This is a genomic window from Mycoplasmopsis synoviae ATCC 25204, assembly GCF_000969765.1.
Lineage (GTDB): Bacteria > Bacillota_I > Bacilli_A > Mycoplasmatales > Metamycoplasmataceae > Mycoplasmopsis > Mycoplasmopsis synoviae.
The window spans coordinates 98,445-122,543 of record NZ_CP011096.1; the positions used below are offsets into that span (position 1 = coordinate 98,445).

The 24,099-nt window shown below is 28.5% G+C and carries 24 protein-coding genes; 4 read left to right on the forward strand and 20 right to left on the reverse strand.

Features of this window, described 5'->3' with window-relative positions; genetic code table 4:
• The 7 genes from VY93_RS00520 to gltX are packed head-to-tail and all read right to left on the reverse strand — an operon-like array spanning nucleotide 1 to nucleotide 4,992.
• Entirely contained in the window at nucleotides 1-846 is an 846-nt protein-coding gene (locus VY93_RS00520; RefSeq protein WP_020003099.1) for an RluA family pseudouridine synthase, read from the reverse strand.
• A complete protein-coding gene (scpB, locus tag VY93_RS00525; protein WP_011283259.1) occupies nucleotides 846-1,415 on the reverse strand; it encodes an SMC-Scp complex subunit ScpB in 570 nt (189 codons plus the stop codon). The genes VY93_RS00520 and scpB overlap by 1 nt, the downstream gene beginning before the upstream one ends.
• The gene (locus VY93_RS00530) at nucleotides 1,405-2,148 is read right to left on the reverse strand and encodes a segregation/condensation protein A (RefSeq protein ID WP_020003098.1); all 744 of its coding nucleotides are present in this window, start codon (nucleotides 2,146-2,148) and stop codon (nucleotides 1,405-1,407) included. Before VY93_RS00530 ends, scpB begins: the two co-directional genes overlap by 11 nt.
• A complete protein-coding gene (locus VY93_RS00535) occupies nucleotides 2,138-2,896 on the reverse strand; it encodes a lysophospholipid acyltransferase family protein (protein WP_020003097.1) in 759 nt (252 codons plus the stop codon). The genes VY93_RS00530 and VY93_RS00535 overlap by 11 nt, the downstream gene beginning before the upstream one ends.
• Before the next feature lie 2 nt (nucleotides 2,897-2,898).
• Nucleotides 2,899-3,204, reverse strand: a complete 306-nt coding sequence (locus VY93_RS00540; protein ID WP_020003096.1) for a 4'-phosphopantetheinyl transferase superfamily protein — start codon at nucleotides 3,202-3,204, stop codon at nucleotides 2,899-2,901.
• Nucleotides 3,204-3,602, reverse strand: coding sequence for a hypothetical protein (locus VY93_RS00545; protein WP_020003095.1), 399 nt, complete (start codon nucleotides 3,600-3,602; stop codon nucleotides 3,204-3,206). Before VY93_RS00545 ends, VY93_RS00540 begins: the two co-directional genes overlap by 1 nt.
• Entirely contained in the window at nucleotides 3,592-4,992 is a 1,401-nt protein-coding gene (gltX, locus tag VY93_RS00550) for a glutamate--tRNA ligase (protein WP_020003094.1), read from the reverse strand. The genes VY93_RS00545 and gltX overlap by 11 nt, the downstream gene beginning before the upstream one ends.
• A gap of 136 nt (nucleotides 4,993-5,128) precedes the next feature.
• On the opposite strand from gltX, the gene VY93_RS00555 reads away from it, so the two are divergent.
• On the forward strand, nucleotides 5,129-6,448 hold the full coding sequence (locus VY93_RS00555; RefSeq protein WP_020003093.1) for a DUF2179 domain-containing protein: 1,320 nt from the start codon (nucleotides 5,129-5,131) through the stop codon (nucleotides 6,446-6,448).
• A 245-nt stretch (nucleotides 6,449-6,693) separates the two neighbouring features.
• Here VY93_RS00555 and VY93_RS00560 read toward each other — a convergent pair whose 3' ends face one another.
• The 13 genes from VY93_RS00560 to VY93_RS00620 form a co-directional block, all read right to left on the reverse strand.
• Complete coding sequence (locus VY93_RS00560) at nucleotides 6,694-8,436, reverse strand: ABC transporter ATP-binding protein (RefSeq protein WP_020003092.1); 1,743 nt, start codon at nucleotides 8,434-8,436, stop codon at nucleotides 6,694-6,696.
• Between the two features lie 3 nt (nucleotides 8,437-8,439).
• Nucleotides 8,440-9,297, reverse strand: a complete 858-nt coding sequence (locus tag VY93_RS00565) for a carbohydrate ABC transporter permease (protein ID WP_011283267.1) — start codon at nucleotides 9,295-9,297, stop codon at nucleotides 8,440-8,442.
• Complete coding sequence (locus VY93_RS00570) at nucleotides 9,297-10,151, reverse strand: carbohydrate ABC transporter permease (RefSeq protein WP_020003091.1); 855 nt, start codon at nucleotides 10,149-10,151, stop codon at nucleotides 9,297-9,299. Before VY93_RS00570 ends, VY93_RS00565 begins: the two co-directional genes overlap by 1 nt.
• Before the next feature lie 2 nt (nucleotides 10,152-10,153).
• On the reverse strand, nucleotides 10,154-11,707 hold the full coding sequence (locus tag VY93_RS00575) for a variable surface lipoprotein (RefSeq protein ID WP_020003090.1): 1,554 nt from the start codon (nucleotides 11,705-11,707) through the stop codon (nucleotides 10,154-10,156).
• 157 nt (nucleotides 11,708-11,864) lie between these two features.
• A complete protein-coding gene (gene pgmB / locus VY93_RS00580; protein WP_020003089.1) occupies nucleotides 11,865-12,542 on the reverse strand; it encodes a beta-phosphoglucomutase in 678 nt (225 codons plus the stop codon).
• Nucleotides 12,532-14,904 carry a glycosyl hydrolase family 65 protein gene (locus VY93_RS00585; protein WP_020003088.1) on the reverse strand — a complete coding sequence of 791 codons (2,373 nt, stop codon included), beginning with the start codon at nucleotides 14,902-14,904 and terminating at the stop codon, nucleotides 12,532-12,534. Before VY93_RS00585 ends, pgmB begins: the two co-directional genes overlap by 11 nt.
• Before the next feature lie 8 nt (nucleotides 14,905-14,912).
• Entirely contained in the window at nucleotides 14,913-16,556 is a 1,644-nt protein-coding gene (locus tag VY93_RS00590; RefSeq protein WP_020003087.1) for an alpha-amylase family glycosyl hydrolase, read from the reverse strand.
• A gap of 100 nt (nucleotides 16,557-16,656) precedes the next feature.
• Nucleotides 16,657-17,319: a winged helix-turn-helix domain-containing protein gene (locus tag VY93_RS00595; RefSeq protein WP_020003086.1), complete on the reverse strand. Its 663-nt coding sequence runs from the start codon at nucleotides 17,317-17,319 to the stop codon at nucleotides 16,657-16,659.
• A 17-nt stretch (nucleotides 17,320-17,336) separates the two neighbouring features.
• Complete coding sequence (locus VY93_RS00600; protein WP_223211466.1) at nucleotides 17,337-18,032, reverse strand: thermonuclease family protein; 696 nt, start codon at nucleotides 18,030-18,032, stop codon at nucleotides 17,337-17,339.
• Between the two features lie 2 nt (nucleotides 18,033-18,034).
• Entirely contained in the window at nucleotides 18,035-19,375 is a 1,341-nt protein-coding gene (locus VY93_RS00605) for a class I SAM-dependent RNA methyltransferase (protein WP_020003084.1), read from the reverse strand.
• Entirely contained in the window at nucleotides 19,338-19,880 is a 543-nt protein-coding gene (gene rsmD / locus VY93_RS00610; protein ID WP_020003083.1) for a 16S rRNA (guanine(966)-N(2))-methyltransferase RsmD, read from the reverse strand. The genes VY93_RS00605 and rsmD overlap by 38 nt, the downstream gene beginning before the upstream one ends.
• Nucleotides 19,873-20,490 (reverse strand): tRNA (guanosine(46)-N7)-methyltransferase TrmB, encoded by a 618-nt coding sequence (gene trmB / locus VY93_RS00615; RefSeq protein ID WP_020003082.1) that lies wholly within the window; start codon nucleotides 20,488-20,490, stop codon nucleotides 19,873-19,875. The genes rsmD and trmB overlap by 8 nt, the downstream gene beginning before the upstream one ends.
• A 25-nt stretch (nucleotides 20,491-20,515) precedes the next feature.
• A complete protein-coding gene (locus VY93_RS00620; RefSeq protein WP_020003081.1) occupies nucleotides 20,516-21,703 on the reverse strand; it encodes a phosphoglycerate kinase in 1,188 nt (395 codons plus the stop codon).
• Between the two features lie 169 nt (nucleotides 21,704-21,872).
• Here VY93_RS00620 and VY93_RS00625 point away from each other — a divergent pair, with 169 nt between their 5' ends.
• Genes VY93_RS00625 through VY93_RS00635 form a run of 3 tightly spaced genes read left to right on the forward strand, consistent with a single transcriptional unit; the run spans nucleotide 21,873 to nucleotide 24,068 of the window.
• On the forward strand, nucleotides 21,873-22,526 hold the full coding sequence (locus VY93_RS00625) for a LemA family protein (RefSeq protein ID WP_020003080.1): 654 nt from the start codon (nucleotides 21,873-21,875) through the stop codon (nucleotides 22,524-22,526).
• 4 nt (nucleotides 22,527-22,530) lie between these two features.
• Complete coding sequence (locus VY93_RS00630; RefSeq protein WP_020003079.1) at nucleotides 22,531-22,977, forward strand: GAF domain-containing protein; 447 nt, start codon at nucleotides 22,531-22,533, stop codon at nucleotides 22,975-22,977.
• Nucleotides 22,977-24,068: a DUF3137 domain-containing protein gene (locus tag VY93_RS00635; RefSeq protein ID WP_020003078.1), complete on the forward strand. Its 1,092-nt coding sequence runs from the start codon at nucleotides 22,977-22,979 to the stop codon at nucleotides 24,066-24,068. The genes VY93_RS00630 and VY93_RS00635 overlap by 1 nt, the downstream gene beginning before the upstream one ends.
• The last annotated feature ends 31 nt before the right edge of the window (nucleotides 24,069-24,099 follow it).

Below are 24,099 nucleotides of genomic sequence, written 5' to 3' on the forward strand. Positions count from 1 at the left end.
CTATCATTTTGGATTAGAATAAAATTCCATTTTATTTAAATATTTTAAATTATCTTCTAAATTTAAAAACTTTAAATAATAACTATGAAGCATTAATCTAGTTGATTTTTTACCTTTATATTTTTTATCACCATATATTGGTTTATTTAAATATGCAAGGCTTAGTCTAATTTGGTGTTTGCGCCCGGTTATTATTTGGGCAAATTTTTTATTATTCTCACAATAAAAAATACTGTGAGCTAACTTTGAATTTTCTTTTTGAGTTTTACTTATTTTGGTTTTATTATTTTCATCTTTATAAAAATAAAGTTTTAATTCAAGAGGCGAGCTCGATAGAAAGTCGCTTTTGAATTGATAGACTTTTTTGAAATTAAAACTTTTTTCGTTAAGCTGCTTTAGTGTTAAATAATTTTTTGCATAAACTATTAAGCCGCTAGTTTCTTTATCGAGCCTACCAACGTGGCTTGGTTTAAATGAATCAACTTGTTTATGTTTTAAATAAGATAAAACTTGGTTATCTAAAGAATTATCTTCGCCATGAATTACAAGGTTTTCTTTTTTGTCAATTATTAAAATATTTGCATCTTCATAAATAATTTGAAAATCAAAAGATACCTTTTTAATTTGTGGTAAATTTAAATTACTTTCAGAAATTCCATAAACTTCAACTAAATCATTTTCTGATACTACAAATTTTTTATCGGTTATTCTTTTTGAATTAACTTTTATTTCTTTTTTTCTAAAAAGCTTTTCGATTGTAGCGATTGTTAAATTTGGAAAGTATTTACAAATTAATTTAAAAAGAGAACGATTTTCATCGTTTTTACTTGCTTTAAAACTAACCATTAAATTTCTCTTTGACTTTGGAAAATGTCAAATTCACTTTCATCTTCAAAACCATCTGAGTAATCAAAATCACGCATTTTTGGAAGATCTTGTTTAGATGAAATTTTAAAATGATCATAGAACTGTGAACTTACTTCATATAAAACTGGATTACCTTGAGTGTGTGATACTCCCACTTCGTGAATAATTCCTTTTTTAAGTAAGTTATTAACTATGTGATCAGATACTGCACCTCTGATTTTAGAAATTTGACCTCTAGTAATTGGCCCTTTGTAAGCGATAATTCCAGCTACTTCAATAGCAGCGCTGGTTAGTCTTTGTTTTCCAGTAGTAGTTACTAATTTAGAAACGTAAGCTCTAACAGATTCTCTAGTTGCTAGTTTAAAGATTTCATCAAAAACTACAACTTTTAAGCCTCTATCTAAGTTGTTGAAATCTTTTTGAAAATCTTGCATTATTTTTTTAGCTTCGTGAGTGTTATTCAAGTTAAAGACTTCTTTAACTTGTTCTAGATTTAATCCTTCATCACCTTGGATATATAATAGTGCTTCAATTATTTTATTCTTCATTGTTATCAAAATTCCTTAATATTTTAATTTCGCCATATTGACTATCTTGTTTTAATGTTAAAAATTGCTGTCTTGCTAAATCAAGAAGAGCAATTAAGGTAATGACAAAATGAGTAAGTGATGGTTGAATAAAAATTTCTTCAAATTTTACTTCACTTCTTTGACCAAAAACGTTTTTAATAAATTTAATTTGATCTGCCGAATTAATTTTAACGGTTGAAAAATTTGCTTTTCTAAGTTCTTGCGCAAAAACTCTTTCAAACATTTTTCTTAGCGTAGAAATTAGAGTAGTAATGCTAGAGTGTCCATCAAGTCTTGATGAATCACTTTCGATTATGAATTCATCGACATTGCTTGGTTTTTTAATATAAATTTCTTGACGAGATTTTTGGAAAGTAGAAAGCGCGTCTTTGATTTCTTTGAATTGTTTATATTCAATTAAATCGTTGATTAGCTTTTGTTTTTCCTGCGTTACTATTTCGATATCTTCTGGTTTATTTGAAAGATATTTAGCTTTCATATAAATAAAGATAGTTGCATAATTTAGATATTCAGCAGCAATATCTAAATTAGTATTTTTGATTTCATTTATGATTTTTAAATATTGATTGGCAAGCTCTAAAACGTTAATGTCAAGAATTGAAATTTTCTTATCTTTTATTAGTTCAAGAAGTAAATCTAATGGTCCTGAATAATTTTGTAGATTAAATTCGTAATTTAATTTAGTTTGCATTTTTATGAAGCTCTTTAGATATTAATTCTTTAACTCTATTAGATATTGCTTCATTTTCTAGAATCATAAAAGATTGAGGTTTAAGAGGTGAAAGAAAACTAACAGTAACTTTTAAACGTTTTTTTCTATTTGAATTAAATGCATCAGCTGAGTTGCTAATCGCACAAGGAATAATTGGCAGATAATTTGATTTAGCGATTTTAAATGCTCCTGATTTAAATTCACCTAAAGCTTCACCTTTAACTCTAGTTCCTTCAGGGAAGATAACTCCATAAACTTTTTTGTTTTTTACGTAGTTACCAAAGTTAATTAATCCTTCGTAGCTATTTCTTAAATCATTTCTTTTAATTAAAACCACATCAATAAGTGACATTGCTTTAATTAAAATTTTGCTTTGTTCTTCTTTTGAAATAAATGTTGCAAATTTATTTTCAGCGCCTTCTTCTTGAGAAGGATTTTTTAAAGCAGCTATTAAAACGATTGGATCAATTCCAGATTTATGATTAGGAACTATAAAACCGTATCCTTTTTCGATATTTTCATATCCTAGCACTTCTAAATCAATGTTATAAATTCTTAGAATTTTTTCACATAACTTTAAAAGGTAGTTATATCTAAATTTTTCTGAATAAGTTTCTGGATTGCTTTTGTAGTTTTTAGCCATCTTTCTAATTTTTAAAACTCTAAAAAATCATGGCAAAGCAAAAACGATTTTCTTAAGTGTAATATTTACTGCTAGTTTCTTCATTTTTATTCCTTTATTACGAATGCAATTAATAAATCATTTTCATGTGAAATTGAAATTTTAAAATTTTTAAAATTCCACTCATTATTAATTTTTATTAAATTAATTTTATTAAATTTAAAGTAAGAATTATCAGCTTTAAAAATAGCTTCTTTAATAGCTCAAGATCTAGCAAGAAATAGCTCTTTAGATTCTTCGTTATCTAGCTTGTTAAATTCAACAAACTCTTCTTCTGATAAAAGTCTTTCAATAAATTCTTTGTTCTTGTTTTTAAATCTTGATATTGTTACTAAATCAACTCCAAGATTCATTAGCTAATGGTAAGTTCAATCTTAAAATTACCAATGACATCTTCTTGATAATCATTTAAGCGATATAAAATATATTCAAATTTATATTTATTTAGTGGATCTATTTCAAGATTTAACAGCCTTGTATAAAAATTAACCTCCATTACTTTCCCATCAGGAGTGTTTAATATAAATGGACTGGCTAAATTTTTATCTTTTTCAATAAATAAAGTTGTAGGCCCTGCAAAGATATTTATTTTTTTATGTGATATTTCAATTCGATTAGCTACGTTTTGAGTAGGCTCTGTAAAACTAAATGTATCCATGTCTTCGTATCTATCGATATCAACAGGAGCGGTGAAGTCAAATTCTTTAGTTTCACCATTTTGTAAAATGGTTGATTTAAAATTAATTTTCATATTTTGCTAGCCTTTCTGTAATTAATTTTTCTCCAAATAAATAAATAGCTTTGGCAAGCTCAGGCCCGTGTTCTAAATAAGTGCAAGCTTTTCTAATTGGCATAAATAGAGCTTTACCTTTTAGTTTTAAATTACTTGCAGTTAAATTAATGGCTGCTTGAATTTCTTCAACTGTAAAAGATTTTAAATTAGCTTTAAATTCTTTTACAACTTTGAGTTCTTCTTCATTTAAAACAAGTTCGCTTGACATTGGATTTAAATAATTATTAAGCGCTTTTTGAAGTTCTAAATAAGTAGTTGCACTTTCTTTAAAAGTTGAAGTAAATATTTCTTTTCAAGAAGAGTTGCTATTAAAGTCTTTGAAATCTAAATGTGACTGAACTTCTTCATTACTTTGATTTTTCATGTAAATTTTTGAAAATCAAGACATTTTATTTACATCAAATTTTGAAGGACTTTTAGAAAGTCTTGCTGGGTTAAATTTAGAAATTAATTCTTTCTTAGACATAACTTCCTTAGCGTCTTCTGAGGTTCAACCTAGAAGCGCTAAGAAGTTAAAGATAGCATGCGGTATATAACCTTCGTTTTTATAATCTTCTATAAATTGCTTTAGTGATAGATCTCTTTTAGAAAGTTTTTTACCTCCCATGTCGGTAATAATAGTTAAGTGTCCATATTGAGGAGAGCTTCAATTTAAATAATCATAAAGCGCAAGTTGCTTTGGAGTATTACCGATGTGTTCTTCTCCTCTTAAAACGTGAGAGATTTGCATATCGTGATCATCAACTACTACTGCAAAGTTATAAGTTGGATAATTATCGGATTTAAAAATAACTCAATCTGAAATTTCATTTGATGAAAAAGAAATTTCACCACGCACTAAATCGTTTCAAGAAAAAACTTTATCTTTAGGCATTCTGATGCGATACGAAAATTGATTATTTAAATCTCTTTTAGCTTTTTCTTCGTCACTAATTTTTAATCATGAAGGATCATATCTAAATGAGGCAAAACCTTTTTGCTCGCTTTCAAGTTTTTGAGCTTCGAGCTCTTCTGGAAGATCATAAGCTTTATAAGCAAGATTTTTTTCAAGAAGCATATCTAGCACTTCTTTATATCTATCTAGTTTTTCGCTTTGACGATATTTTCCATATTTTAAATTTGGCTTTAAAGGAGATTCATCTGGAATTATTCCAAGTCACGCTAGATTGTCTAGCTGACTAGCTTCTCCGCCTTCGACGTTTCTTTTAACGTCAGTATCTTCAAGTCTAAAGATAAAATCACCATTAAAATGCTTAGCAAATAAGTAGCAAAATAATGCTGTTCTAGCTCCTCCAATGTGAAGAAAACCAGTTGGACTTGGGGCGTATCTTGTTCTAATTTTGTTCATAAATTTAACTCTTACAAAGTAATAAATAATTATATTACATTTTGGTTTAAATTTGGCTAAAAATGGCCAATTTTTAACAAAATGGCAATATATTAGTTTATAATTAATATTTCTAGTGAAGCATTAAGGAGAGTTTATGACAGAAGATAATAACAAAGATGTAAATAAAGAAAGTTCCAAAATCGTTGAACCGGTAGATTATAGAACTCAAGATCTTAAATATGACGATGTTCCTAAAAGAAAAATTAAAAAAGTTAATACCACTTTTAGAAGAACTCAAATGTCAAATTTTGGACTCTTTTTTAGCAAACTTTACCAACCTTTATCGATTCAAAAAATAATGCTAATTACAATCGCAATGGCAATATTTTTTGGAGCCCTTAGTGTGTTTTTTGTTAAAAATGTAGGAATTTATAACTTTGGTTTAGCAGCCATTGGACAGTCGGTTGCTAAGATAGTTGCAGTTAATACTACAGAGCTTCCGCATTTTATTAGTAACTTAATTGACCAGATTATTTTCTGGCTGGCTTATATTATTTTATCGATTCCAATTTTTATATTTGGTTATAAAAAAATTGGTAAGTTTTTTATATTTGTAACCGTTGTATTTCTTTTAGTTTCTTCGATGGTATCAATTGTAATAGGATTAATTCCCGGAGCTAATGATGTATTTATAATTGGTGATTTTTCAAATCCAGTAGTTAAAGAAGCTCTGCCTGAAAATCAAAAGCATTTAAGTAGCATTATTCCATTAATGTGAAGCGATGGAGGAAATATCGCAGCGCTGCTGGTTTATGCGACATTTTATGGAGTAGTTCTTGCATTTATTTTTGCAATAATTCAAATCATTGGAGGAACTGCTGGAGTTACTGGAATAGTAGGAGAATGATACGCGAACGTAAAGCAAAAATCATTTGGAACTATATCTGGATATATGAATATTATTATCGTTATATTTTCGGTTTTAGTAGGTTCATGACTTCCAGGATCTATTCTTCTTCAAAATGCAAAACAAAACTTTTTAACAACTAATAATATTGATATAGCTTTTATTCCTAAAGAAATGGCAGCTGTATTTAATAAAGCTTGAAACTTTGAATTATATTTATCACCTAACTTTGTAGCTACAGTATTTATCAACGTTTTATATATAGTAGTTTTAAATAAAATTTATCCTAAATTTAAATTAGTTAGACTTGAAATTTATTCTCCACTATGAGAAGAAATTCAAAATAAAATTAAAAACGATAGAAAAATAGTAGCCGGATCTACCGTTTTTAGAGCCAGAGGTGGATATAAAGGTAAAAAGATAAATGTTTTAGTTTCAGTTATATTATTTAGACATGTTTTAAGAATAATTCATGACGTTAGAAAGATCGATAAAGACGCTTTTATTTCAATATCTAACGTTAGAAGTATTGATGGCTGAATTTATCTACCTGATAAAAACTTTTAACAAATAGCGATAATTTTAATGCTCAAAAATTAACAAAAATATTAAAAAATTTATAAACTTTTTAATTTGAAAACGTCCGAAATATAAATGTTTTAGAAAATACTAAAAAAGTTATATGGTTTTTAAAAAATTTGGTAATATATAAGCAAGTTAAGGATCATAAAAAGTCCGAGATTTACAAAAAATAATACTTAATTTCAACAAAAAAGTAAGCTTAGCTTACTTTTTTGTTATTTATTTTCGAGTTATTTTTTAAGAACTTTTTTGACAAGATTTTTTAGTAGTTTTATCACAGAAAATATTTGTAATTTTTGTTTTTTACTAAATTCTAATAAATCTCTTCTAACTTTTATCTTATCTTCAGACTCCACTCAGTTTTTAAGAGATGATAAAGTTTCATAATTAAATTCTGAAGTTAAAGAAATGGTAGTTTGTTTGTCAAAAATATGAATTCTATCAGGGATAATTGAAATTTTTGTAACTTGTCCGGGTTTAAACTTGTTGTAGGTATCGGTGATAAATACAATTTCTTTTTGCAATTCTTTGATAACACCTACATATTGAATTTCGTTTCCTAAAAGCTCACTTCTAACTACTTCAACAAAGTAAGTTGGATCGCTATTAGGATAATCATCATTAGTTAGATAAATATCTTGAGGACGAATTCCAAATACGATATCAACATCAGGCATGATGTTTTTTGTTTTTCAATTTGGAATTAAAACTTTTCAGTCATTAGATACAAAGTGTCCATCTTTGAATCTACCTTCAAAAAGATTCATAGTAGGGTTGCCTATAAATTGAGCAACAAATAAATTCGCTGGGTTTTTATATACTTCGTCTGGTGAACCTATTTGTTGAATGAATCCATCTGACATAATTGCAATTTTATCTGACATAGTCATAGCTTCAATTTGATCGTGAGTAACGTAAACTGTAGCTGCGTTAACTCTTTCGTGAATTTTTCTAATTTCACTACGCATTGAAGCTCTAAGTTTTGCATCTAAATTCGATAGCGGTTCGTCCATTAAAAACAGTGTAGGATTTGAAACAATTGATCTACCAAGAGCTACTCTTTGTCTTTGCCCTCCTGAAAGAGCTGCTGGTTTTCTATCTAAATAATAATCAAGACCAAGAATTTCACTAACTTCTTTTAACTTTGCTTCTTTGATTTCTTTTTTATTATCTTCTTTAGCAGCTTGCGCTTTTTTAAGCTTTATTTCTTCAAGCTTTTTCTTTCAAGATTCAACTTCAACACCATAACCTTGCGCGTTTTCTTTATCGCTTTCAAGTGCGGCAATTTTTTTGGTATTAATTTGATAAACAGATTTTCATCCATTTATTTTGAAAAATAGTGAAAGCGCTTTTTTAGATTGTTTGTTTTTAAGCTTATCGTAGATAGCTTGATGCTTTTGAATTTTTTCTAAAAGCGCTTGATTTTTTTGTTTGATTTTAAGTAAATTAACAATATCATTTTGAATTTGTTTTAAATTGTTAATTTTATTTTTAATAAATTTTTCTTCTTTATAATATTTGGCTTCTTTACCAATTTTAGAAGGATTAGCGTCAAGACCAAATGTAATATTTTTTCTAACGCTTAAGTGAGGGAATAGCGCATAGTTTTGGAAAACCATAGTTATATCTCTATCGATAGGTTCTGAGTAAGTAACATCAGCTCCATTAATATAAATTTGTCCGCTAGTTGCAGTATCTAGTCCTGCAATGGCACGCAGGGTAGTAGTTTTACCACAACCAGAAGGCCCTAGCAGAGAAAGGAATTCTCCTTTTTTTAGAAAAAAAGAGGTTCCAAAAACGGCTTGAAAACCATTTTCATAAACTTTGTCTATATTATCAATTACTAAAACATTTAAATCAGGACTATTGGTTCTATTATTTAAAAATTCTACTTTTAATTTTTGATATAGATCTTCAATATGAGATGGAAGACCTTGAGGTTTGATAACAGTATTATTTGATTTGATTTCCATAATTTATTTTATAGCCCCATTTGTAATTCCTGAAACAATGTTTTTTTGCATAACGATAAAAAAGACAACAACAGGTATGATAATTGAAGTTACTCCGGCCATTATTTGACCAGGGTTAAGTGCGTGAACTCCAATGTTTGAATATAGATTAACTATTAATGTAAATGAATTATAACTTCCAGCGTTTTTTATTAAATTTGGTAACAAGAAGTCGTTTCAAATTCACATTGTATTTAATATTAATATAGTAGTTAGTATTTGTCTAAGTAGCGGAATAACTACTTTGAAAAATGTTTTAATTGGCCCTAGGCCTTCAACTTTAGCCACCTCTTCTAAAGAAAGTGGAATAGTTGCGATAAAGCCATGAATCATAAATACACTTAGTGAAATTCCAAATCCAGTATATAGAACTATAAGACCCATAACGTTACGAAGGTTAAATTTAACTGCAACGTCATTAATGAGCGGGAACATTATAGATTGGAATGGAATAATTAGCGCTACTAAAAATGTATAAAAGATAACTTTGGCGTATCATTTTTTGGTTCTAGCTAATTGTCATGCAGCTAGAGATCCAAAAATAATTATCGATAAATTTGAAGCTATCGTAATTCCAAGAGTTAGTAAAAACGCGTGGAAATAATTTATATCTGAAAATGATTTGCTGTAGTTATTTTGAGTTGAATTAATAGGAAGCTTAAAGAAGTTTGAACTATCAATAGATTCTCTTAATGGCTTAAATGAGTTAATTAAAGTAAATACAAAAGGAGAAACTCAAAATAGTGCTATAGCAAAAACAATTAATGTTGATGAAATAATTGTGGCTTTTTTTCAATGTTTATTTGCAAGGTATTTTTTCATTATGCTTGTACCTCGAATTTTTTAGATATAGCCACTTGTGAAATTGAAATAATAGAAACTAAAATCACAAAGATAACGGATTTAGCTTCTGCAAGCCCATATTGTGTGTTTATATCTCCGGTGGTATAAATATCATAAGCTAGTAGTGATGAATCAGGACGCTCGTTGGTTAGAATAAAGTTTAGATCAAACATCCTAAATGAACCACTAAGAACTAAGAAAAAGGAAACTGTAAGTGCTGGCAGAACTGCAGGTATTACCACCGATTTAAAGCGTTTAAATTTAGAAACGCCTTCAATTTGAGCAGCTTCGTCTAAAGTTTTTGAAACGTTTTGTAAAGCTGCTAGATAAATTAGCATAATATATCCGGCCATTTGTCAAGTGTAAACCACTGTCATAGAAAGCAGTCCGCTTCATTTATTTAGCGTTGCAAATGAACCTTCTTGTTTATAAATGCTATAGTATACGCCCTGTAATATGCTTTGTCATATGTAGGCAATTACAAGACCTCCGATGATATTAGGAATAAAGAAAAAACTTCTAAAAATATTTCTTCCTTTTATTAGCTTAGAATTAAGCACGTAAGCTAATGCAAAGGCGATTATATTAACAAGGAGCAATGAAGCTATTGAAAATACAAATGTATAACCAATCCGAGAAGCAAAATGGGAGTCTTTAAAAATATCAACATAATTTTTAAAGCCAATTCAAGATGCTTTTAAGTCTTTTCCACTTCTTCCATTTCAATCGGTAAATGAGTATCCTAGCGCCAAAATAGTAGGCACTAAAATAACTATTATAAAAACTATAATACTGGGAAGAATCATCCCAAAGAAAAATCTTTTTTTATACATTGTTAGCTACGATCAGCAAATTGGTCAAGTAATCTGTTGTAGATGTCTTGTAATTTTTTAGCAACTTCGGCGTCAGTTCCTGGCAGTCCCTGGTTAAAAAAAGTTACTAATTCTTCTGAGTCATTGTTAAAGTTTTTAACAAGATGAGCTTGGATTCAAGAATCTACTGATTCGTCACCATAGTTAAATACTGAGTCAAATAATTCGTTATTTGATTTAATTTCACCTAAATCTGAAACTGAATATGGACTTAGTGAACCTAGTAAATTACCTAGATTTGTAACTCCACTATTTGTTTGATAGATAAATCTTAAAAATAGTTGAGCTGTTTTCTTTTTAGCTTCCTCATTAGCAAGAGTTGTAGCTGCTCATCTTTGTGATGCCCCAGCAAAAAGAGGAAGTTTTCCAGTTGTTTTATTTGGAGTAGGAACTGGTAGAAATCCTACTAAATCTTTAACCTCACCTTCTAAAGTATCGCTAATTTGTGATAGCGCTCATGTTCCATTTTGAACCATTGAAACAGTTCCTAAAGCAATCAGCGATGAAGAGTTAACTACTTTGTTTTGATCGCTATTTTTAGGATCACTATAACCATAAACATCAAGTGCATCTTTTAAAGACTTAGCCACTGCTTCATTTAGTCATTCTGCAGTTTTGGTTTTATCTTTCATTTTAGCAACTAATTCGGTATATTCAGGAGAACCAACTCCTTTAGTTCCTAAGTTAGCTGAAACTATAGCAGCTTGAAGCAGGTGGTTTGTAATAGGTCAAATGTCAGATTTACCTGCTTTAATAGTTGAGTAAAATACTTGTTTTGTAGGTAATTTTTCAGCTAGTTGCGCTTTAATTACTTTGTATCCATCAACGGTTAAATCCGCTGCGAAAACGTATAAATCGTCACCCATTTTAACTGTACCGTCGTATTTTTCTGGTTTAGTTAAATTAAGTCCAGTTTTAGGTGATGCGCTAAAGCTTTTACCTTCAAAAACAGTAATTTTAGCATCTGCGAAGTTTTTCTTATTGTAAATTACTCCATATGCTTCTCTTGATTGAGGCATGAAGTGTTTATCACCTAAAACAATATCGTCAAATGTTTTAGAAGTGTCTGTAATATTTAAAAATGTTTTAGCATCGGTATTTACAAGATTGCTATTAATATCACCGAAAGCACTTTGTGACTCTGCCCCAACTAAAAGAATTTGTCCAGGTCCTGCTGCGAATCTATTTTTAAGTGTTGTTTGATAGTTTTCTGAACCACCAACTTGAACAATGCTTAAATTAGTTCCATAGAATTGGTTAAAAGCTTTAATTAATAGTTCACTACCTTCTTTAGCTTCTGCTTTGTTAGATAAAATAATCATTAAATCTTTAGAATAACCTTCTAAAGTAGTTTTTAGAGCAGCTGCTTTAGCATCTGCTTCCATTTTAGCAACTAAAGCTTTAACTTTTTTGTCTTGTTCACTTTCTGATTGTCCTCCACATGAGATTGCAATCACTGGAATAGCCGCTGCCGATAGGGCAGATCCAATTAATAAAAATTTTTTAGATAATTTCATATATCTCCTTATAATTATTATATAATAGAAAGTTATTAGAAAATTTTAAAGCACTTAAATATGCCCGTTTTCTTGGTTATCATCCTTGACTAGTCAAGAATTTGCAAAAATAAAACACTAAGCATGCATTTACTTAGTGTTTTTTTGATAAATTTGGCTATTTTAGTGAAAAATAATTCATTATTTTTTCAAAATTGAGCTCTCTAGTTGATTTTAAAAGCATAAAATCGCTGTCAAATTCTTCTGAAATTGACTGGCTTATTGCAATTAAGTTCATATTTGCAGCCTTAATTGCTCTAGCTCCAGCGATGGCGTCTTCAATACCAACGCATTCTTTTGGATCTAAATTAAAATGCTTTGCCGCATTTAAAAAGATTTCAGGATTTGGCTTTCCGACTTTAACATCAGCAGGATTAACTATGTAGTCAAAGTAATTAAAAAGCTCTAAAGATTTTAAAATCATAGGTGCATTGTGACTACTTGATGCGATCGCTAATTTGATATTTGCTTCTTTTGCTTTTTTAACAAAAGTAGAAATTCCAGGCAAGATGTTTTTCACGCTTAAATTACTTTTTAGAAGTTCTTTGTAAAAATCATTTTTTTCATCACAGACTTCTTTGATTTCTTGCTCCGATAATTTTCTTGAAAAACTTTTAAGTTTTAAAAATTCTAACAAGGTATTTTCTCTTGAAAGACCTTTAAGTGCTTCACCTTCTTCTAAGGTGTAGTCTAAGTTAAATTTTTCTTTTAAGATTTTTTTTCAAGCTTGATAGTGGAAAATAGCAGTATCGGCTATAACTCCGTCAAGGTCAAATATAAAGGCTTTAATTTGCATGTTTAATTTTGAAAAACTCTTCTTTATTTGTAATTAAATATTTTTTATTTTCAATATAAATTTCTCTTGCTTTATCTTTTGTAAGACATTTAATTGAAAATTTATCTTTGTAAACATTAACTAAAAATTCACAATTTAAATATTTGAATTTATAAGTTAATTGGTTTCAATTTGAAGGAAGAACTGGATCAAAAAATAATTTACCATCGGTGAAATTTAACCCACCATAACCAAAGACAATCATTTGATAAATAGCAGCAAGTGATCCTGCATGAATTCCAGCATTTGAGCTTTTCATGTTTTCACCTAAATCGATATTAATTCCGTATTTAAATAATTTGTAAGCTATTTCTAATTTTCTTAGCCTAATTGCTTCAAGGCAGTAAGTTGCTGGTGATAGTGATGAATCGTGAGTTGTAATTTTTTCGTAGTAGTCAAAGTTTTTACTTTTAGTTTCGTAATCGTATAAATTAGGAAAAATATTAAGTAGCAATACCACGTCAGCTTGCTTAACAACTTGACTCGATAAAATCTTAGTTCCCTCTTTAGTTGAAAATAATTTTTTACCAGCATCTCCTCTCATTTGGAAACTTGATAAATCAACTAAAGGAAGCTTTAAGAATTGATCATTTTCTGCAATTATTTTTTGATCATTTGGTTTTTGTTGAACTAGATTTTGTGAAACTAGCTTCATTTTTTCAAGATCAATTTTGTAAGGAATTTTACTTAAAACTTTTTTAAGTAAATCTTTGTTTTTACTTTCAAGATCTTTGTAATAGTTAATTGCTAAATCGATGTTATATTTAGCCATGAAATTTATAAAAGCGTTGTTATCTATATTACCTTTATATTCATTAGGCCCCATTACGTCTTTTATTTCAAATGAATTATCACTTTGTTTTTCTGCTCTATTTGTATAAAATCAAGCAGTGTCAAAAATCATTTCATAACCCATTTTTTCCATGAATTTTTCATCGTTGGTTGCTCTATAGTATTGCTCTACAGCGTAGGCAATATCACTAGATACATGAATTTCTTGACGGCGTGATGCTATAGGAACTTGCTCTCCTGAAATAATGTCAGCTTGTCCTCAATATGGACAAACTTCACCTTCAGTAGGTCAGGCCATCTCTCAAGGGAATTGTGCACCTTCTAAATATGATTCTTCATATCTTTGTTTGAATTCTTTAGCTTTATCTCTAGCTCCTTTAATTCCTTTATATCTATAAGTTAAGAGGTTTTTAACAACACTAGGATCATTAAATAAATAGTTTGGATTAATAAAAAATTCAGTGTCTCAATAAGTATGTCCTTGATATCCTTCACCGCTGAGTCCTTTTGCTCCTACGTTTTTAGTAGTAGAAAACTTAGGAACAAAATTATTTAAGTGGAATAAAGCAAAGTCAAGCGCTAATTGATCATAGCTACTTTCTTCGTTTCCTTGAATTTTTACAAAGTATTTTTCTCAAACATTTTTCTCAAAAGCTTTGATAGATTTTTCTTTTAAATTATCATAGCTTTGAGAAAGTAAATAATTATGTTTTTCATTAGCGTTAGCTAAAACTTTTTCTTTTGAAATAGTTTTATTTTTTGAATCAACGCTAGTGTGCACTGACATTAATTTTTCTAAAACTAATTCATCTTTTTCTTTTAGATTTAAATTAATGTTAAAGACAATTCTTCTGCGATCAATATCAATTACATAATCATCGGTTCCACCTTTGATTAGCTTTCCATTTAGATAAAGTTTTGTAATTAAATTGTGCACTACAAATCTTTTTGAGTTTGTAGTTTGTTGATGCATTTGAAGTGATTCATTAGTTGGACGGAATTTATGTCCTTCACTAAAGTGCTGAGTTCCTTGGTTGGTTACTTGTCCGTTGATTCCAACTTTAAGTAAAAAATTATTTTCTTTAGTTGCTTTTAAAACTTTGATTTTTATTTTTTGTCCATAAACATTTAAATCATCTTGAGAAACAAATCTTTCAAAATTAAATTCAATTTCAGATTGACTTCTTTTGGCAATTATTTTCCTTGAAAGAATTCCTTTTTTAATGTCAAGAGATTTATTATAAAAATCTTTATGTGAAGCAGTAAAAATTCTGCCATTAATAAAAATAGGATTAGATAAACAATCAGCTAAATTAGCTAGCTCACTAACTTCTTCTTTAACATCGCGGTTAAAAATACCATTAACGAAAAAGTCTTCCTTGTTGTATCAAGCAAGTTCTTCGTCTGCGCTTCTAATTCCCAAATAACCATTACCTAAAGAAAATATACTTTCAGTTTTGGCAGTTAAATTTTTGTCAAATTTAACTTGTGAAATTATTTTATCTTTTGTATTGTAATTTAAAAATTTCATAATATCTTTTACTTTAAAATTGTAATAGATTCATAAGGTCTTAATTTACTGTCAATAACTACATTTTCTAAATTGTAAGTTGACAAAATCACGCTTCCTTGTGGAAGTTTGTTTAATTTTATTTCACGATTTGTCATGTTTATTAAAACTGTTAATTTTTTAGTTTTATAAACTCTTTTTATAGTTATTAAATTTGTTTTACTATCGCAATTTATTTCGCTAGTACCATGAATTAAAATACTATTTAATTCATTTTTTCTTAAGTAAATTAATTTTTTGTAAAAGTTGAAAATACTATTTTTATCTTTTATTTGATCTTTGACATTTATTTTTTCTTGATTAGATCCTAAATTAAATCAAGTTTCAAATCCTAGATTAAATCCAGCATTTATTGAGTTGTCTCATTGCATTAAAGATCTACCAGCATCTCTAGAATTTATATTTGAATTTCTTAAAAATTCTTTATCTGAAAATACTTTATCTTGCTTAACGTATTTATCGTAGAAGTTAAATGAATCGCAATCTCTAAATTCTGAAATGTCACTGAATTTAGTATTTAAAAGACCGATTTCTTCTCCATAATAAATACAAGGAATTCCTTTAAGCATAAATAAAAGCATTGCATGACTTTTTGCAGATTCTTCAAAGAAAAAGTCAGTATCTCCTCAACGAGATATAGATCTAGAAGTATCATGATTAGATAAAAAGTTTGTAATCATGTATGGCTTAATTTTAAGATTTTCTTGGAAAGGTTTTTGGCTATCAGCAAAAGCTTTTATTTCTCAATTAGGATTGTACTCATTTCTTCCTAATTTCCCCCAACCTATTCATCATCATGCAAAGTTGTAATAGTTATCTGCAACTTTTTGTTTTCCGGATGCATATTTTAGCACTTCATCAGCAGTTATAGAACTAGCTTCTCCAAAAGTATATGCGTCGGGCTTATCAGCAAAAGCTTTTTTGTTAAATTCTTTTAAAAATTTAACAGCGCCACTACATCATGCAAATGCAGGATTAGATTCTAGTGTTTTAAAATCTTTAGCAATATGTTTTATGGCGTCAATTCTAAACCCTTTAACACCAAGTTTGTATCAAAAATCAACCACGTCAACCATGGCATCTATCATTTTTGGATTGTTTCAATTTAAATCAACTTGTTCTTTGCTAAATAAATGGAAATAATATCTATTTAAATGTGGAACGTATTCTCAAGCGCTTCCGCCAAAAAGGCTTTCTGCTTTCTTTTCTTCTTCAGAAAGATTATCTCTTCAAATGAAATAATCATGCTCTTTATTATTTTTTGATTCGAGCGCTTTTTTAAACCAAACATGATCACTAGATACGTGATTTATCACGATATCCATGATGATATCTATTCCATTTTTTTGAGCTACTTTTTGAAGTTTTTTAAAGTCAGCTAAAGTTCCAAATTGTTTTCAGACATTTTTGTAATCTAAAACATCGTAGCCAGCGTCTACGAATTTTGTTGAATAAATTGGGCAAAGTCAAATTGCGTTAATTCCAAGATTAGCTAAATAAGGAATTTTTTTAATAATTCCTTGTAAGTCACCATCTCCGTCGTCATTAGCGTCGTAGAATGATCTTGGAAAGATTTGATAAATTATTTTATTTTCAAGAACTTTTTTATTCATAATAACTTTTACTTTTCAAGTAAATGTTATATTTTTTTCATTGAAAATTTAGGTTTATAGCTTTGTAAAATCTAAAATCTTGACCCGGCAAGTTTTAGAGTTAATTAAGTGAAAATTCTTGATGATAGAATTTAAAATTCTCTGGATCTACGTAAAATTTACCGGCAATGCAAATGCTATCGACATCGTAGCCATAAAAAATTACAGCAACGCTAGGGTTAGCTCCAAATTTTATGATTTTTTCAAATTCGATCTGATAAACCACGTTGGTTAAAATTTTACGTCGAATTAAAAGATCGGTAATTGGAATATTTAAATTAATGTTTTCTTTTTTGCTAACGCATTTTAAAGAAAGAAAAATTTCTGACTCTGCTATTAATTTATCTTCTTTAAAATAATTTTTGAAAAAAGTTCTAAAACCATTAGTAAAAATAATATGTTTTTTTGTAGCTCAATCAGGCAAAGTATCTACGTTTTTAATTTCGTATCCATCTTGACGAGATACACCAAGTAAAAAACTAAGTGGTTTTATTAGGTTGTGAAAATTCTCTGATACAAAATATCCTCTTTTAGAAATTGAATAAACTGCACCTAAAAACTCAAGTTTTTTGTAAGCGGCAGCAATTATATTTCTAGAGCATTCAAACCTTTTCATCAGCTGATGCTGACTTGGCATAATTTTATTTGGCGGCATTTGTCCAGTTTGGATTAATTCCATTAAATACTCTAGTATTTGCTCGGTTTTATTTTTATCAGATAACATATTAAAAATTATAAATCTTAATCATTATTAAAAGGGTATTTATAGTAAACATCTTTTAAATCATGTTCTCAAATATTTAATGATTTAGATTTTGCTTCTTCTTGGAAATTAAGTAGTCTAAAGTAAAAGTCTCTTTGAAAATCATCTTTTACTTTATAGGTTTTATTAGTTAGTGAAATATATCTAACAGCACCGTAACCGTTTTTTACAATTAATTCGTTAACGCTTTTTGAAGTTTGGTCATCGGTTAAATATAAAATTGCAACGGTACGATTATATTTATCGGTTGTTATTTTTTTAACGTAAACTACGTGATTGTTTTTAGTGATTAAATCTTTTACATAGTCTTTTGCTTTTTGAGCATAAACGTTTTCATATTTAGCTATTAGATTTCTATTTGATCCTTTTAAAGTTTCAGGAGTGTCAATTCCATAGAATCTAATTTTAGCTGTAACTTCGATAGTATCGTAGATGATGTCAACTGTATCTCCATCGGTATATCTTGCTACTTTAGCTTTTGGAAGATTGCTAGCGGCAACTTTTTGATCTTGATTTTGAGTTTGTCCGCTGCTAGTTCCTAGCGAGCTTTGTTCGTTTTGTTTTTCGTCTTTTTTCTGACTAAAGCCAAATGAACATGAAGTTACAACAGTAGCTGTTACAAATAAATTACTAATAGATAAAATTAACTTTTTTCAAAAATTTTTCTTTTTCATTTTTAATTTTCCCTTGATAGCCATACTAATGTTTCAATGTGATGAGTTTGTGGAAACATGTCATAGCCCTTTATAAATTTGATTTTAAAATTGCTTTTTTCAGTTATTTCTTTTACATCTCTAACTAAGGTTCTAGGATTGCAAGAAATATAAAATATATTTTTTACATTTTCACTATTTAAAACAAGCAGCTTTAAATTTTGACTAAGCCCAGCTCTTGGAGGATCAAAAATAACTGAATCTTGAAATACTTTGTCATTTAATTTTTTATCTAAATCGAATTTTAAAAATTTAATTTTTTCTGGATTTAATTTATTAATTAAAACATTTTCGTTTGCGATTTTAATTGCAAATCTATTTTTTTCGTATCCATAAAAATCAAGCTCTGGAAATTTAGTAGCTAAATATATAGTTATAGCTCCAACTCCGCAATAAAAATCAATTAAGCTTTTCGAATTAGCTTTGCTGATTAATTCAGCTAAATCGTCAAAAAGATATTTTGCAACAGGACCATTAACTTGAAAGAAAGAATCATTTAATACATTAAATTTATTAACACCAATTCTTTGAACAAAAGTTTTACCTTTATAAACTTCAAAGAAAGTATTGTTGTAATTTATTATTAAATTTGTAAGGCTAGGAAAGAGCTTTTTAAAATCAAATTTTCATAGATCTCTTTTAACTAAATTATCACAAATTAAAATTACAAAAATTTGACTATCCCTACTTGAATTAATCATTATTTTAGTAGGTTTAAGTTTGTCAAAAAATCCGCTATTAGAATTTATAAATTTTAAAAAGCTATTTTTAAAATCAACTATTGCCTTTGATGCTAAAAATGAATTTTTTTCTTTTTGAAATTTATTTGTATTTTGAATTGATTCACAAAAGTTTCATCTATTATCAAAATCTTTATTCATTCAGTAAGTTATTTTATTTCGATAATTAAATTGCTTTGTTGAAGTTAAAAAATCTTGAAAAACATCTTGAGTTAATTGAAAGTTTCTTAAAAATAAAAAATTTAAATAACTCTTTTTAAATTTGATTTGTTGATCGTAATTTAAGTTCACTAGCTGCGCGCTATTGCTATCGAGCTGAGTTTCGTTTCTATATTTAGATTTAACTTTAATTTCGATAACTTTAGCAAAAACATATTTTGAAAAAATTTTTTCAATTCTTACAATTGCTTTTTCGCTTGGAAAAAAATTTGATGCAATTAAAACTTTTGAATAAAGTTGAACTTGACCATAACCTTCATAGGAAATGCTCTGGCAAGTAACTTTAATTAATTGCCCTACCATTAACCTATTTTCAAACGATAAAGTATATAAATTTTTTTCCATATCTTTTTTCTTTGTAAATTTTTAATTTCTCTGGTACTACCACTTGACGATAGTCATCAGTGTGTAGAATGATTTCACCATCTTCGCTTAAAGATTTATTTTCTTGAATAAATTTTAAACTGTCATTAATATAATCGTATCGAATAAATGGCGGATCTATAAAAATAAAATCAAAAACCATTGTATTATTTTTGATAAATTCCATAGCATCCATATTTTTTATTGAAATATTGTCAATTTTTATCGAATTTATGTTTTCTAAAATTATTTTGTAAGCTTTTCTATCTTTTTCAATTCCTACAACTTGGCTAGCTCCTCTTGATGAGGCTTCTATCGATCAAATTCCAGATCCTGAAAATAAATCTAAAAAGTTTTTATGAGGAAGCTTAAAAGCTATTGATGAAAAAATAGCTTCTCTGATTTTTTCGATAGTTGATCTAGTTGTTTCTTTTGATGGCTGATTTACTTTTCGGTTTCTATATTTTCCAGCAATAACTCTAAGCATTTTCGCCTTTACTTGCAATTAAAAAATTAATTTTAGTTTTATCCATTCATTTAATTTCATAACCGGTTTTAATATTAGTTTCATTATAAATTGAATTATGTAAATCGCCAGTTACAAATTTTAAATTTCAATTGTTTTCTTGAAGAGACTCTAAGGAATAATTAAAAAATAAATCGTTATCGGTTTTTAGATAAAAATTAGAATTTTTATCTTTTAATAAAAACTCGTATTGATCTAAAAAGCTTTTATATGTTAGCCTTCTTTTTTCATGACGCTTCTTTGGCCATGGATCTGAAAATGTAAGTCAAATAGTATTGGTTTTGCCGATAAAGTTTTCACTAAGCTTTGATGCATCGATGCAAGAAATATATAAATTTTCTAAATTTAATTCTTTGATTTTTTGCATTATTTTTTTAGCAACTGTTGGATATTTTTCAATGGCTATAAATCTTTGGTTAGGATTTAAAAGCGCCATTTGTGAAATCATTTCACCTTTGCCGGAACCGATTTCTAAAATGTCATCTTCTTTGATATTAAAAGGATAATTTTTAATAAAAAATTTAAATTCATTTAATTCGCTTAATGCGAATTTGTCATTTCTTAATCTCATAATTATTTAAAAAAATTAGCAACTGCTAATTTTTTTCTTGAATTGCTTCAAACCCGGGAAGTTTTAATCCTTGTAGAAATTCAAGTGAAGCTCCTCCACCGGTTGAAACGTGTGAAAACTTATCTTCCATTTTAAGATCTTCAACAGCAGCAACTGAATCTCCACCACCTACGATTGAAAAACAATTTTCTAATTTTGAAATTGCCTTGCACATTGCAAGAGTTCCTTGTTTGTAGTGTTTAAATTCTGTAACTCCCATAGGTCCGTTTCAAACTACTGTTTTAGCTCCAACTAAAGCATCTTCAAATAATTTCATTGTTTTAGGGCCAATGTCAAGACAGTCAAAATTATCAGGAATATCTCCTTCAAAAAATGTAGGTTCAACGTCAGAGAATTCTAAAGAACAAGCATTATCAATAGGAAGAACAACTTTATCTGAGTATTTTGCCAAAAACTCTTTAGCAAAATCTAATTTATCAGCTTCTAGTAGTGAGTGTCCTATGCTTTGCCCTAAAGCTTTTTTAAATGTATAGGCCATTCCTCCACCGATAAGCATTTTGTCTGCAATTTTTACTAAGTTTTCTAAAACTTCAATTTTATCTGATACCTTAGCCCCACCAATTAAAGCAACATAAGGATGAGCTGGAGAATTAACTGCTTTTTCAAGACTTGATACTTCTTTTTCCATTAAGTATCCAAGGCAAGATTCTTTAACATTTGATGCCACACCCACATTTGATGCATGCGCTCTATGAGCGGTTCCAAAAGCGTCATTTACAAATACATCACAAAGTGATGCTCAGTATTTTCCAAGTTCTGGTGAGTTTTTACTTTCAGCTTTATCGTTTAAATCTTCATAACGAGTGTTTTGCATAAGTAGCACTTCACCGTGTGGAAGTTTTGCGATTGCATCTTCTAATTCTTTACCTCTTGTAGCGTTAACAAAAGTTACTTCTTTACCAAGTAATTTTGATAATTCTTTAGCTACAAGTTCTAGATTGTATTTTGCTTTATCTTCTTCTGATTTAACTCTACCAAGGTGAGACATTAAAACTACTTTAGCGTTTTCTGAAAGAACTTTTTTAATTGTAGGAAGCGCAGCTACTATTCTTTTATTTGAAGTAACTACTCCATTTTTCATTGGAACGTTAAAGTCGACTCTAACTAAAACAGTTTTGTTTTTTAAATTTAAATCATTTAATGTTTTTTTCATTATTCCTCTTGAATATTACAAGTTTATCGATTACATATTTATATACATAAATAATACTATTTACTTAATATTTTTATCACATTTTTCAAAATAATTCTCGTTATATGAGCAAATTGAAAAATGTTATAATAGAAATCAAATAACACTACTTATAAATGAGGTATAAAAAATGTCAAATTTATTTGATCCAAGAGCGGCACAAAGCTCAGAGGGATTTTCACCAAATGTTGATAATTCTGTAAAGCCAGCCCACGTTACCAAGCCACAAAATGTATTGTGATTTGCATTATATATTTTCATTGCTCCTGCTATTTTTGACATGGTTTTTAGAAACCAATTCAATAGAATGCAAAATGAAATTAATGAAAATGCATCACTTATTCAAATTCAACTTGCAAAAAGAGCTGACACTTTAACAAAACTTGTAGAACAAGTTAGAAGCTATAAAGACTTTGAAAAAGAAACATACGCAGAAGTTGCTAAATTAAGAAACCTAACAAGTCAACCTAGCGCTGTTGAAAACGGAGCTGAAATTGAAAGATTAAACAATTCAGTTTTTGGAAGACTTATGGCTGTTGCTGAAAATTATCCAGAACTTAAAGCAAGTTCTTTATACAAAGACTTAATGGAAAATACTGCTTATCTTGAAAGAGAAATTGCAGCATCAAGAAGACTATACAACTCAAAAGTAACTGAATTTAACAAATTACTTTTCACCTTCCCTAGAAACTCAGTAGCTTCTAGAATGAAGCTAACTACCTTCCCATTATTTGCAGCTAGCGAAAAACAATTAGCTGACGTTTCAATGGATAGACTTAACTAATTAAATGTTAGTTCAACAATATAAATCCTTAATTGCAGATGAAGTTAAAATTTATTCTATTTTAGCTAACACATCTGCTTTTATTTATCAAAATTTTAAAAATTTAAACTGAGCTGGTTTTTATTTAGCTGAAGGTGAAGTTTTATATTTATCATCATTTCAAGGAAAAATCGCCTGCACACAAATTCCATTTTCTAGAGGAGTTTGTGGTAAAGCAGCGCGCGAACAAAAAACTATAGTAGTCGATGACGTTCATGAATTTAAAGATCACATTGCCTGCGATAGCGCTTCTAATTCTGAAGTTGTAATTCCTATAATTGTTAATTCAAAATTATATGGAGTTTTAGATTTAGACTCTCCTTTAAAATCTAATTTTAAAGATAAAGAGATTGTTTTAACTCTTGAAAAAATAGCAACCGAGCTAGCAAACAAAATAAAGGAACTTTTATAATGAAAAACGTTTCAGAATTTACAAATTTTAAAAATTTTTATGAAAAACTTCACTCAAATATAAAAGCGCATTACAATAAAGAAATTAACGATCTTTACAAAAGACTAAATCTAAAAAAGAAATTAAAAGTTTTCTATTCTTTAATGGGTGTTTTTATTGCAATAGCTGTAGCATTACTAATTACAGTTATAGTTTTATATAAAAAAGAAGGATTTTCATTTGTAATTGTATTTTTAGCATTGGCTATGTTTGCCTTTGGTGGACTTGCTTATTTAATGTTTTTCTTTGCAGACAAATACAAAGAAAGATTTAATATTACTGTTGCAAAAATGCTAAATAAACGAGTAATTTATAAAGAAGCATTTGCTCTTCTTGATGAACAATTTAGCTATGACGAAGAATATCCAAAACAATATAGAGATACATTAAATGAAGTTACAGTTGTAGAACTTAAAAAACTAATTAGACCAATTTTATTTAAACTTAAAGCTGATTTAGAAACAATCGGTGATGAGGAAAAAATTACTCTTTCTCCAAGCCATGATGCATATTTTGTAAACATGGACATTAAAGTGGAAGTTCAAAAAAATAGAAATAATAGCCCTGTGTATAAATTTTTAAAAACAACTCTTTTAAAAATTGATACTAAAAATTTAGGTGATAAAGGTTTTGCATTTGCCGCTGCTTTTGAAAATTCAAAATTAATCAAAGAATATAACGACTTATTTAAAAGCTTTAGATTGCAAAAAGTAAAACTAGAATCAGATGCTTTCAATAAAACCTTTAATGCATATACAAACGATGAAGTAAAACTAAGAATTATGTATACACCGCTTGCTATGGAAAACATGGTCAAGCTTCATCAAAATTCTAAAAGCGTTCAAAAGATTTCAAATCTAGTGATGATATCAGATGGAAGCGCAATTTATTTCGTCTTTACAGCTGACATGGGATTTATGGAAATTAACTGAGAAAAAGATTATTCAAATCCTGATCAACTTTTAAGAGCAATTATAAATGACGTAGCTTTAGATATTTACAATCTTTACATTCTAATATCTTACGCATACATTCCTTACTATCTTAAGTAACAAAGGTAACAAAAAAATATCGATTAATTTC